We start from the raw sequence: 12,606 nt of genomic DNA on the forward strand, positions 1-12,606 counted from the left end.
ATGGCTTATTCATTTAATGATGATCCATGAGCTGTTTTTCTAGCTTTTAGAAGTTCTTTAACTTATCGTATAGACTTGCTCTTCGAGTTCGCAAATGGAGATAAAACCGATGCTTTGGTCCCTTTTGCATTTGAGTGGCGTATATGCCTGTTGAGCCTGAGCAAAAATACGCGATCAGGCACGCTACAGTGAAATAAATACCTGCTTCATATCCGAATAACTCAATACCCATTATTAAACACGCTAACGGTGTGTTGGTTGCTCCGGCAAAGACAGCGATAAAGCCCATTGCTGCCAATAGTCCCAAAGGTAATGGAATGATACTAAAAAGGGCATTGCCAAGGGTAGCACCAATGAAAAACAAGGGCGTTACCTCTCCTCCTTTAAATCCGGCAGCTAGTGTGAAAGTGGTTAATAAGAGCTTGATCAAAAAATCATAAGCATTTAAAGGACTATCAAAAGATGCTAATATCGTTGGGATACCTAAGCCAATATATCGTGTATTTCCTAATAACCAAATGGTGGCCACCAATATTAATCCTCCAATAAAAGGCCGCAGTGGGGGATAGTTTATCTGGTTGAAAATAGCCGTAAAGAGATCGCTGCATCGTGTAAATAGATATGCTGCTAGTCCAAAAACAACACCTGCTGCAATTGTATAGAGCATATACTGACTATTTATTGCAGGTATGCTCTCATGGATCTGATAATGCGTGTGAGCTACATTCCAAAATGAGCAGGCATAGTTGGCTACAAAGGCGACTATGATGCTGGGTATAAATGCTTTTAATCTTGATTTACCTCCAGTAATCACTTCCAATCCAAATATTGCTCCCGCCCAAGGTGTTCCAAAAACAGAAGCAAAACCAGCACTGATACCCATAATGATTAAAATCTTACGATCGTCCTGATTGAGTTTGAAAACTCGGGTACATTGATCAGCGATAGCTCCACCGATTTGTACAGCTGTGCCTTCTCGTCCTGCAGATCCTCCAAAAAGATGCGTTAGAAGTGTGCTAACTAAAACTAGGGGCGCCATCCTTAGCGGGATAGTCTGTTCGCTTTGATAGTATTCTTTAAGTAGGAGGTTGTTTCCTTTACTGGAGAGGCCTCCATAGTAATAATATAATATGCCAATTAGTAAACCGGCTATTGGTAATCCAACGATAATCGCTGGATGAAGTTCGCGATAGTTGGTGACCCAAGATAAACTGGACAGAAAAAATGCCGAAATAGAACCGACTATAATGCCGATGAGCACCGTAATCGACAACCACTTTAAAATGAAAATGATTGTACGCTGAAAGGCAAATTTTGAAAAGATATTTTTTTTTGTCAACATGTCTACTTGATCATAACATACACAATTATAGATCGTGCTTTTTGCACGATCGGAGTAGACGTCATCAGCTTTATCAAGCGGTTCAGGGCAGACATCATGGCCTTATTAAGCCTAAATTAGATAAAACGAATGATTAATGCAACCCAACCTGCTATCATCAGGAGCCCTCCTAGTGGTGTAATAGGGCCTAGGAATTTTAAGTTTTTATTCCAATACTGTGCAAATGATAAGAAGTAAATGCTGACTGAAAAGAGTAATGTCCCCAATGTGATCCCATAGAAGGCAAATCGTTCACTATATAGATCAAATGATAGGTTGAATCCAATGATCAAGAGGGTGATGGCGGCATACATCTGGTAGCGAACACCAACTTCAAATGAGGCTAGTTTTTCTTCGCTAATCAATTTTTTAAAGGCATGTGCCCCAAAAGCGCCAAGCATAATGGCTGTAGAACCTAAAATAGCTGCTGTAATAATGACGATATGATTCATATAATTAAATTTAAGGTTTTATCATGTCAATATGAGGAATTCCATAATCTAAATATTCATCCGATACTTGCTCAAATCCAAAACTACCATAAAATTTTCTAAGGTAAGTCTGTGCCCCAATTTGAATCGCTGTCCTGCCATGCTTTTCATAGCTGTACGCGATCGATCGAGCGATCAGTAATTTGCCATAATTGTTGCCCCTAAAGGTAGGGTTGGTGACAATTCGACCGATTGACGGCTCTGGGTAAGAGAGGCCTGGAGGAACGAGTCTGGAATATACAACAACTTCATCATTGATCTCTGCCCAAAGATGGCTACATTGATAATCTTTATCATCTAATTCGGGATAAAAACATTGTTGCTCGTTGACAAAAACTTCTACTCGTAATTTGATAATGCGATATAATTCTGCTGTAGTTAATTCAGAGAAGGTCTTATGTTTCCAAAATAATTCCATAAAAAAAGAAGAGCTATATTGCTATAGCCCTTTTAATAATTAAGTATATTTAATTAAGCGAGTAAACTTTTTACAAGCTCAGATATTGTGCGTCCATCGGCTTTTCCTGCTAACTGTTGATTAGCGGCACCCATTACTTTACCCATATCTTTTACAGAAGATGCTCCAGTAGTACTGATGATATCTTTGATGATTTTTTCGACTTCTTCTCTGCTCAATTGTTTTGGTAAATAAGCTTCGATTACTTCTTGTTCCTCCACTTCAATAGCGTACAGATCTTCTCTGTTTTGATTTTTATAAATTTCAGCAGATTCTTTTCGTTGTTTAACTAATTTTTGAAGTACTTTTATTTCAGTCTCTTCTGTCAATTCCTCTGTGTGACCTTTTTCTGTTTTAGCTAATAATATTGCTGCTTTTACTGCTCTAAGGCCGCGCAATTTATTCGCATCTTTTGCGATCATTGCCGCTTTAATATCTTGATTTATTTTTTCTTCTAAAGTCATATTTTAATTGATTTTATGATTTTCTATTTACAATCGTTCCAGTTGCTTGGGCAGTTGGCATAATGATCAGGTCATTAATGTTGACATGCTTGGGTCTACTGATAACAAATGCTATGGTTTCGGCAATATCTTTTCCTGTCAATGCCTCGACTCCTGTATACACATTTTTTGCTCGTTCTTTGTCACCTTTAAAACGTACTTCTGAAAATTCAGTTTCTACCATGCCAGGATTAATGCCTGTTACTTTTATATCTTTCGAAAGAAGATCGATACGCATGGCTTGATTAAGGGCATCTACGGCATGCTTACTTGCACAGTAGACATTGCCGTTGGGATAAACTTCTTTGGCAGCAATCGAGCCTATATTGATAATATGTGCTCCTTCTTGATCTTGCAATAATGGAATGACGGTTTTTGTTACATACAATAATCCCTTGACATTGGTATCGATCATCCTGTCCCAATCGCCAATATCACCATCTTGAATAGGATCTAATCCTTGGCTTAACCCTGCATTATTGATGAGTACATTCAAATTTTTCCATTCGGCAGGTAAGCCTTCAATTTTTGATTTCACTTCATCGTAGTTGCGTACATCAAGTTCAAAGATATGAATAGCAATTTGAGGATATTGTGCTGTTAATTTATCTTTGATTTCTTCCAGATTTTGGAAACGACGTGCGCATAGTAGTAAGTTGTAACCTTCTTGCGCTAAAACCTCAGCACATGCTTTTCCGATTCCTGAACTTGCTCCTGTGATGAATACTGTTTTTGACATAGTATTGGTGTTAAAAATAAAACTAAACTGAGATTTTTATTTTGTAGCAATATAAATTGTACATACGCCAAAAGTCTGAGGACGAATTACGGTGTCTGAAAAACCTACTGCTTTAGTGATTTGAGCAAATTTTTCGCCATCAGGAAAACGAGCGACAGATTCTGGGAGATAGGAATAAGCACTTGAGTCTTTCGAAAATATTTTTCCGATCGTGGGTGTTATTCTCTTGAAGTAGAAATTGTATAATTGCTTGATTGGAAATTTTTTAGGATTAGAAAATTCCAAGATTACAGCTTTACCTCCTGGTTTCAATACACGACATATATCGGCCAATCCCTGCTCTAAATTTTCGAAATTTCGAACTCCAAAAGCGACTGTTACCGCGTCAAATGTGTTGTCTTCAAATTGCAGATGCTCAGAATCTCCTAACTGTACTTCAAATTGATTGGAGAGTCCTTTTTGCGTAATCTTTTGTTGCGCAACATCCAACATACCCTGAGAGATATCTACACCAATTATTTTTTTAGGATTTAATATCTTAATGGACTCCAATGCAAAATCTCCCGTTCCCGTAGCAACGTCAAGCATATATTGTGGAGCGATGGTTTTTAAAGCATTAATCGCTTTTTTACGCCAAATTATATCGATACCTAGGGACAAAAAATGGTTTAAAAAATCATAAGTTTTGGAGATGTTGTTAAACATATCTGCAACTTGTTGCTTTTTACCATCTTTCGCGTCTTTGTATGGTTTTAATGATGATGCTTCATTTGTCATAGTAGCAAAGATACAATATTCTGATTGAGCTTTAATATGATCGAAAAGGAAAAAATAAAAATTCAGAATTTTTGAGCTTAGCTTCCAATTTAAACCAAAATCGGAATAATCTTTTTAAAATTTCTTCCAATAAGCTTGTACGAATAATGTGCGAAATAGCTTAACTTTGTTAACAGTGGTCAAAGTTGTTAACAACGTCTTAATGTATTGTAAATTAGATGTTATTTTTTGTTGTTAACATTTTTTTCCACATCAAATGTGGAAAAGTTAGGATGTAAAACGATGTTTATCAAAAGCTTTTAAGGTGATTGTTTTCACAACTATTTTAACTGTGTACAACTCTTAAAAAATCTCTACCTTATTTTTTATACATTTGCTATCCGCTATCAATTTTTTGGCGTACATGCACAAGTTTTTGGATATCACATAAAGATGAGTAACGATAATAATTTTGAAGATAATAATGCTGGAACTGGTAAGAAAACCAATTTCGGAGAGCGTAGGACTAAACTCAACAACTTAGTTAGCGGACTTGGCAAACTGCCGCCTCAAGCTTTGGATTTGGAGGAAGCTGTCCTAGGGGCTTTGATGTTGGAGAAAAATGCGCTAAGTGAGGTCATTGATATTCTTAAACCGGATTCTTTTTATAAAGATTCGCACCAGAAGATTTTCGAAGCTATTTTTAATCTCTTCCAAAAAACTTCGCCTATTGATTTGCTTACTGTGACCGCCGAACTTCGAAAGATGGGAGCTTTGGAAATGGTGGGTGGTGCATATTATATTACACAATTAACAGATCGCGTAGTTTCTGCTGCAAATATTGAATTTCATGCGCGTATTATCTCGCAAAAATATATTCAACGTGAACTGATTAAAGTTTCTACCGAAATTATCAATAGTTCGTATGATGAAACGTCAGATATATTTGATTTATTAGACCATGCAGAGAAGAGTTTATTTGATATTGCTCAAAACAATTTAAGAAGAGATTCTCGTAAAATGGATGATATCATGCGTGAAGCGATCTCTAATTTGGAGTTGTTGCGTGATCGTACAGATGGATTGACTGGTGTGCCTTCTGGATTGACCGCCTTAGATCGTATGACTTCAGGTTGGCAACCATCAGATTTGGTCATTATCGCTGCTCGTCCTGCAATGGGAAAGACGGCCTTTGTATTATCTGTAGCACGTAATGCTGCGGTTGATCATCAAAAACCTGTCGTGGTGTTCTCGCTGGAGATGTCATCTGTGCAATTGGTGAATCGTTTGATCGCTGGTGAAACTGAGATCGAACAAGAAAAATTAAAGAAAGGTAATTTAGCTGATCATGAATGGCAACAATTGCATTCAAGGATTGGACGTTTGACTGAGGCTCCTTTAATCATCGATGATACTCCCGCATTAAATGTGTTTGAATTTAGAGCAAAATGTAGACGTTTGAAAGCGCAACATGATATTCAAATGGTGATCGTCGATTACTTACAACTTATGCATGGTAAGGCTGAGGGTAAAGGTGGTGGTAACCGTGAGCAAGAGATTGGTAGTATTTCAAGGGCGTTGAAATCTGTGGCTAAAGAATTGAATGTTCCGGTATTAGCTTTATCCCAATTGAGCCGTGCTGTAGAGTCTCGTCCGGGAAATTCAAAACGACCGATGCTTTCCGATTTACGTGAATCTGGATCTATTGAGCAGGATGCGGATATGGTATTGTTTTTATATCGTCCAGAATATTATGGTATGACAGAGGATGAGGAAGGCCGATCTACTGCTGGTGTGGGAGAGGTTATTATTGCGAAGCACCGTAATGGTGAGACGGGTATTGTACCGCTCCGCTTTATTGGTAAATACGTGAAGTTTGTGGATTTAGAAGATGAATTTACAGGGATGGGTGCTGCTGATGGATTTAATAATCCGACATCATTCAGTTCGCCAGCAATGAATCCGTCCGCCATGTTTAGTGGTGGTGATACCGGCGGTATGACAGGTGGTATCACGATGCCTTCGCGTATGAACGACATGCCTGATGATGCTCCTTTTTAGTAGTAGCATAGAAAAATAATTTGTCCAAAAGGGCTGTTTTCAATTCAATCTCCGTGCCGTTATAAGCGTACGCTACGATACTCTGTACAATCATTTGATTTTTAATGCAACAAATGAGCTTATTGCCGCAGTCTTCGGTCTTACAACCTTTCGGTTACAAAGGGTTGTAACCGATTCCGAGATTTGCGAAATCTCACGATTACTTTTGTGAAAACAAATTCTAATAAATAATCATCTTGTTGCAGGATATCGGCGATGTTGCTAGACTGCCACAGTCACCATATCCGGGCTGTCAGTCTCATGCGGTGGCTGTACTCTTTTTTTGTGAGTATGCTGGTCCCTGCTCCTGAGCGAGCGGTGGGATATTTTAGAAATCAAAAACCTATATTTTTTCGTTTATAATTCTTACCCTAATTTATATTGTCAATGTATCCTTGGATATATCTTTGACCGAAGACTTGACTATTTTAATGGAATATAAATTGATAAGATAAAAAGTCTCCGTTTTTTAATATTACATCTTCAGTGTGTATTTAAGTTTTTGATTACTTGTGGACATGTTATTGTAAGAACGATGAGGATAAATTAACCTGATGGATATGATGATTCGGTTTTTTGACTCGGACTCTGTGTTTGAATATTACCCGTTCGTTCATGTGGCGAGTTTATGCTCATCTATCGCTTGAGCAGATGGAGCATTTCTTTTAAAATCTTTAAAAAACATTGTTCAAGCTAAATAAAGCCAGTTTTTATTCTTGTTAGCTTGTGAGCTAAGTATAGCTGGTGTCTATGGGTAATTTGAGTCTGATCCAGATGAAATGTAGGTTATAATCTGATCATATACACCGTAAATCCGTGTTGCGTCCGTGTTGAGTCCGTGTTCAGTCCGAGTTTATGGTGTTTTCACCATGATATCACTATTTTTGGTCCATACATATATATATAAGATATATTGAAGTTGCTCCCTACTCGTATCGCAGTATTCTGCAGTAGATGATAGAGAAAAGACCGGATATCTTTACCTTCGCGTAAACCAGATTTTTTATGAAAATTTTTCTGTGATATACTCAGGAGGATCAAAGTACCTTTGTTCAAAGTATATGTGATGATGCTGGGAGCGTGTTGAAGTATATAGGGGTATTACTAAAAAGCTGTCTCATGCGCTGGTCAGAAGCGTAGGAGGCAGCTTTTTCTTATTTCATGTTAATGACTTTATCGACAACATAGACCGTATTTCCTCTCCAAGGCAATACGCCATGATATTCCTTGTAGTGTAAATCGAAAAACTTACCACTATTTGTTTCGAGTTGCTTAAATATAGCTTCATCTTGAATGGAGAATTCAAATTGATTGCTGGCTACACCGCCTGCTTTCATCTGTCCGAAACCCTCTTGTATCAGCTTGCCTTCGTAGGTTTTAAACACATTTCCCTTTTTTACAGCGAAGTTTAAATAGCCTGATTTAACTCCTTCGCCAAAAACGAAAAAGTATTTATAGTATGTAATACTTGCTCCAAGGGTTAAAATGACTAGGATGGCGATCATTATGAATTTTTTGAAACCACCTTTCTTTTGTTGCGTATCTATTGAATTAGTCATATTTGAGTTTAATTTTAGTATAAACTTAGGTAAATTTGTTTGGATGGGCAATATCATGATGTGGATATCTATCCAAAATTAATCTTTTTTCTATTCTTTGTGGTTGCTATTAGAAATGTCTAAACGGCCATTTCTTATTATGCTGGTGGATCGATCTACTTTCCAATTTTTAATACGACTATTTCACCTGTTTTTTAGCTGTAGCGGAGCTTACTCAGAAAAAAATTACAATAACCATAAGTATAAATAGGATGTTTTTTGAGTTTGTTAATGGATTTTAAAATTTCAATAAAGGAGCATCTCTATATATTATTCTATAAATTTGTATAATTAGAAATTGATGATGGAGACAATAACAGATAAAAAGAGAAAAATTATTCATCTGGATATGGATGCTTTTTTTGCTTCTGTCGATCAACGTGATTTTGAAGATTTAAGGGATAAGCCAATCGCTGTCGGTGGATCTCCTGACGGTCGTGGGGTAGTTGCTGCAGCGAGTTATGAGGCTCGAAAATATGGGGTTAAATCTGCCATGTCTTCTATACAGGCGCTCAAATTATGTCCTCATATTATATTTACCAAACCTAGATTTGATGTTTATAAGCAGGTGTCAGATCACATTCGCACTATTTTTAATCGTTATACAGATTTGGTGGAGCCACTATCTTTGGACGAAGCATTTTTGGATGTTTCTGATGATAAACAGCAGATCGGATCAGCTTTGGAAATAGCGAGGCGAATCAAACGAGAAATAAAGTCTGAGCTTAACCTTACTGTATCGGCTGGTGTATCTGTTAATAAGTTTATTGCTAAAATAGCTTCCGATATGAACAAGCCCGATGGGCTGACTTTTATAGGTCCTTCAAAAATATTGTCATTTATGGAGGAGCTTCCTGTTGAAAAGTTTTTTGGTGTTGGAAAGGTGACTGCTAATAAAATGCGCTCGTTGGGAATTTTTAAAGGTATGGATCTTAAGAAGCAGTCCCATGCTGATTTGATTCGTTGGTTTGGAAAATCGGGGGATTTTTTCTATCAGATTGTGAGAGGAATTGACGATCGTGCTGTTGTTCCTAATCGTATTCGTAAATCTATTGGTATTGAAGATACTTTTTCGCATGATATTGAACAATTGGAGGAGCTTAAATCTATTTTACATGATCTGAGCACCCGTCTTTATGGTCGTCTTGAAAAAGGGGACAAACGGGGGAGGACCTTAACGTTGAAAGTGAAATATGCTGACTTCACGGTATTGACTCGAAGCATTTCAATCTTACCAATATTTTCTAATCAAGAAGATATGTATCAAGTTGCACTTGCTTTGCTCCTTAAGTTGGAGCTTGATAAAAAGGTTCGATTGATGGGGATTTCGATTTCAAATTTTCAAGATGAAAAAATCGAACGTTTTGAGGGCTATCAATTATCGCTGTTTGAGGATATGTAAATTTTACTTGTCTATTCAGCTTGTTACAACTTAAATTTCTTGTAAATAGGGTCAATTTCCTATCTTAGTGGTCAAACTTAGATAATCTTCATATTTAAATGAGTAAATTAATTACCGCGCTGAGTCTTACGGCTTTTATTCTGGTATCAGAATCTTCAGTTCAAGCGCAACAAAAACGATTGGATTTTGATCAATCTTGGGGAAATCGAAATTCATTAACACAAAGTATCAATGGCTATCCAGGTTGGGCAAATAATACGGCTTATTTGGAGCGGGATGCGCAGGATGGCAAAGTGTATCAAGTGGATTTAAAAAGCGGTAAACGTGAATTGCATGTTGTGCCGGCTAAATCTTCTGTGAAAGTGTACATTTCAAAAAATGATATTTTTATTCAGGACGGTAATCAAGCTGCAAAGCAATTGACAAGCTCTCCGGATATTGCTGAGCAAAATCCAACCCTTTCACCAGATGGTAAGCTGGTCGCATTTACACGAAAAAGCGATTTGTATGCTATTGATTTAGTGTCGGGGAAAGAAATTCGCTATACGAATGATGGGACTGATGTTATTTATAATGGTTGGTCATCTTGGGTATATTATGAGGAAATATTAGGTAGATCGACCAATTATAAAGCTTTTTGGTGGTCTCCAGACAGTAAAAAATTAGCCTTTATGCGCTTTGACGATACTAAAGTGCCGATGTTTCCAATTTATGTGTCCAAAGGTCAGCATGGGTATCTAGAAGAGACGCGCTATCCGAAAGCTGGTGATCCCAATCCTGAAGTGAAAGTCGGAATTGTGAATGCTACTGGTGGTGAAGTGCTATGGTCTGATTTTAATGAGAAAGATGATCAATATTTTGGTCAACCGTATTGGAGTTTTGATAGTAAAAATATTATGGTCCAATGGATGAATCGTGACCAGAATAATTTGAAATTTTATCAAGTAGATCCTAATTCTGGCGCCAAGAAAGAAATTTACGATGAAAAACAGTCTTCATGGATTAATTTGGATCATGATGAGCGGATTACTTATTTGGAAGATAATAAGCATTATATCTTAAAATCGGATAAAACGGGCTGGGCACATTATTACTTATATACTTTAGGTGGTAAACTATTAAACCCGATTACAGCAGGTGATTGGCAGGTGACTTCATTGGAATATATCGATGAAAAAGCAAAAGTGGTTTATTTTATGGCTCGTAAAGAAAACTCTGCTCGATATGATTTATACCGTGTTGATTTTTCGGGTAAAAACATGAAGCGTTTAACATTTGGTGACTATTCTCATGATGTGAAGATTTCTCCTGATGGACGCTATTTTATTACGAATTACTCGAATGTAAGTACTCCAAACAGGATTGCTTTGGTGGATAATAAAGGTCAGATCGTGAAAGAGCTTGCCGATAGTAAATCTTCTGATTTTAATTCTTATAAATTTGGTGCGACTAAGTACTTCACGATCAAGTCTGATGATGGTCAGTATGATTTACCGGTAGTGGTTACTTATCCGACTGATTTTGATGAGACAAAAGAGTATCCTGTTATTTTTAGTATCTATGGAGGTCCTGATGCAGGTACAGTGAAGGATACATGGAAAGGAACACGAAGCCAATATTGGGCTAATGAAGGTATTATTCAGGTTTCTGCAGATCACCGTGCTTCTGGACAGTTTGGAAAGAAGGGGGTGGCCTTGATGCACCGAAACTTAGGCCATTGGGAAATAATCGATTATTCTACCATTGCAAAGTGGTTTAAAGCAAAGCCTTATGTGGCTAAGCATAAATTTTTAATAACGGGACATAGTTATGGTGGTTATATGACCTGTTTGGCATTAACCAAGGCCGCGGACGTTTTTGATTTTGGTATTGCAGGAGCCCCAGTTACTTCATGGGAGCTGTATGATACGCACTATACTGAAAGATGGATGGATACCCCTCAAGATAATCCTGAAGGTTATAAAAAGGGATCGGTATTGACTTATACCGACAACTACAAAGGTGTTTTACGCATCATGCATGGAGACATGGATGACAATGTTCATTTGCAAAATACGACACAACTGGTAGATGCCTTAACGGATCGTTCGGTACCGTTTGAGTTGATGATCTACCCAGGTAGTCGCCATGGTTTTGAAAGATCAAAAAATGCTTATGATTTTAAAGAACGTGTTCGTTTTTACTATCAATATTTATTGGAAAAACCAGTTCCAAAAGACTTCAAATAGAGCGGTACTGATAAGAAAAGCCTTCTCAAATATTATTTTGAGAAGGCTTTTTTGATTTGGAGTTCTTTATCTTTAAAAAAAGATGAAATATTGATGTGTTAAATTGTTGATAACCAAAAATTATTTCATCTTTGTGTAATTTATTTTTATTTCGATGATTCAGTTTCTCAAGGAGAGCACTTTTGCTGTTAATGAAGTTTTAAGCAAGTCAATTCACATACTTAAGGGGCATTATTTCTCTATAGGAGGATTGCTGTTGTCTATTTTTTTATTGTTTGTCGTTGCGCATGAATTGACATTTTATTTAGAGATGTCAAGTATTCTTATCAAGATTCCTTTAATGTTATTATTTGCTGTTACTTTATTAGGTCTGCAGCTGTTTCTTTTTAAGTATATTTTGAATTTATTGGATCATAAGGAACATGTAGGGGTTGTCAAAACTTGGCCTTCTTGGTCAGAATTATTTATCTTTTTAGGTGGTATCGTGTTGTTTACGTTAGCTTCTTTATTGATTCTTGTCGTTGCCATGATTGTTTGTTTTCCACTTATCTATATGGGGATTGATACTGAGGTCGTTTCTTTTGAGATTGTACCTAATGTCGCTGCGATCTTATCATTCTTTATTTTGCTTCGAATTTCTTTTTTCCCCTTTTTTATCATTGATAAAGGAACTAATGTAACTAAGTCATTGCGTTGGAGCTTGGCGATTACAAAAGGAAATGTTGTTCGTCTATTTTTAATTTTGTTGAGTTTGACTTTTGTAAGTGTACTGAATATTTATTGGGTGTATATGGAGTATTCGATTATGGCGATCATATTTAGTTTGATAAATTCCTTTTTGATTATTCCACTAACATCGGTTGTGTATACTGTTGCGTACCGAGATATGGTTCAGGAATATAAAGGAAGTGAAGATCCTAGTATCTTAAGTAATATATTTTAATAAAAAAA

11 protein-coding genes and 1 riboswitch are annotated in these 12,606 nt (G+C 36.8%); of the genes, 4 read left to right on the forward strand and 7 right to left on the reverse strand.

Annotated features, from left to right (window positions below):
* Positions 1-46: 46 nt before the first annotated feature.
* From B3P23_RS18440 to ubiE, 6 genes are all read right to left on the reverse strand, one after another.
* Complete coding sequence (locus tag B3P23_RS18440) at positions 47-1,342, reverse strand: voltage-gated chloride channel family protein (RefSeq protein ID WP_293928650.1); 1,296 nt, start codon at positions 1,340-1,342, stop codon at positions 47-49.
* 48 nt (positions 1,343-1,390) lie between these two features.
* Positions 1,391-1,453: riboswitch (Fluoride riboswitch) on the reverse strand.
* A 5-nt stretch (positions 1,454-1,458) separates the two neighbouring features.
* On the reverse strand, positions 1,459-1,833 hold the full coding sequence (locus B3P23_RS18445; protein WP_293928651.1) for a DUF423 domain-containing protein: 375 nt from the start codon (positions 1,831-1,833) through the stop codon (positions 1,459-1,461).
* A gap of 10 nt (positions 1,834-1,843) precedes the next feature.
* Positions 1,844-2,290, reverse strand: coding sequence for a GNAT family N-acetyltransferase (locus tag B3P23_RS18450; RefSeq protein ID WP_293928652.1), 447 nt, complete (start codon positions 2,288-2,290; stop codon positions 1,844-1,846).
* A 53-nt stretch (positions 2,291-2,343) separates the two neighbouring features.
* Positions 2,344-2,793: a GatB/YqeY domain-containing protein gene (locus B3P23_RS18455; RefSeq protein ID WP_045752836.1), complete on the reverse strand. Its 450-nt coding sequence runs from the start codon at positions 2,791-2,793 to the stop codon at positions 2,344-2,346.
* A 13-nt stretch (positions 2,794-2,806) separates the two neighbouring features.
* Positions 2,807-3,571 (reverse strand): SDR family NAD(P)-dependent oxidoreductase, encoded by a 765-nt coding sequence (locus B3P23_RS18460; protein WP_045752835.1) that lies wholly within the window; start codon positions 3,569-3,571, stop codon positions 2,807-2,809.
* Between the two features lie 36 nt (positions 3,572-3,607).
* Positions 3,608-4,348, reverse strand: a complete 741-nt coding sequence (ubiE, locus tag B3P23_RS18465) for a bifunctional demethylmenaquinone methyltransferase/2-methoxy-6-polyprenyl-1,4-benzoquinol methylase UbiE (protein ID WP_045752834.1) — start codon at positions 4,346-4,348, stop codon at positions 3,608-3,610.
* A gap of 432 nt (positions 4,349-4,780) precedes the next feature.
* Between ubiE and dnaB the strand changes: the two genes are divergently transcribed.
* Positions 4,781-6,388: a replicative DNA helicase gene (dnaB, locus tag B3P23_RS18470; RefSeq protein ID WP_045752833.1), complete on the forward strand. Its 1,608-nt coding sequence runs from the start codon at positions 4,781-4,783 to the stop codon at positions 6,386-6,388.
* Positions 6,389-7,581: 1,193 nt separating this feature from the next.
* Here dnaB and B3P23_RS18475 read toward each other — a convergent pair.
* Complete coding sequence (locus B3P23_RS18475) at positions 7,582-7,986, reverse strand: hypothetical protein (protein WP_094773645.1); 405 nt, start codon at positions 7,984-7,986, stop codon at positions 7,582-7,584.
* A 340-nt stretch (positions 7,987-8,326) separates the two neighbouring features.
* On the opposite strand from B3P23_RS18475, the gene dinB reads away from it, so the two are divergent.
* The 3 genes from dinB to B3P23_RS18490 all read left to right on the forward strand — a co-directional run bounded on the left by dinB (position 8,327) and on the right by B3P23_RS18490 (position 12,598).
* Complete coding sequence (dinB, locus tag B3P23_RS18480; RefSeq protein WP_414713158.1) at positions 8,327-9,427, forward strand: DNA polymerase IV; 1,101 nt, start codon at positions 8,327-8,329, stop codon at positions 9,425-9,427.
* 98 nt (positions 9,428-9,525) lie between these two features.
* Positions 9,526-11,655: a S9 family peptidase gene (locus tag B3P23_RS18485; RefSeq protein WP_045752831.1), complete on the forward strand. Its 2,130-nt coding sequence runs from the start codon at positions 9,526-9,528 to the stop codon at positions 11,653-11,655.
* Positions 11,656-11,809: 154 nt separating this feature from the next.
* Positions 11,810-12,598 (forward strand): beta-carotene 15,15'-monooxygenase, encoded by a 789-nt coding sequence (locus B3P23_RS18490; RefSeq protein ID WP_248754212.1) that lies wholly within the window; start codon positions 11,810-11,812, stop codon positions 12,596-12,598.
* The last annotated feature ends 8 nt before the right edge of the window (positions 12,599-12,606 follow it).

This window comes from Sphingobacterium sp. UBA6320 (genome assembly GCF_002440335.1).
In the GTDB taxonomy this organism is placed as follows: domain Bacteria; phylum Bacteroidota; class Bacteroidia; order Sphingobacteriales; family Sphingobacteriaceae; genus Sphingobacterium.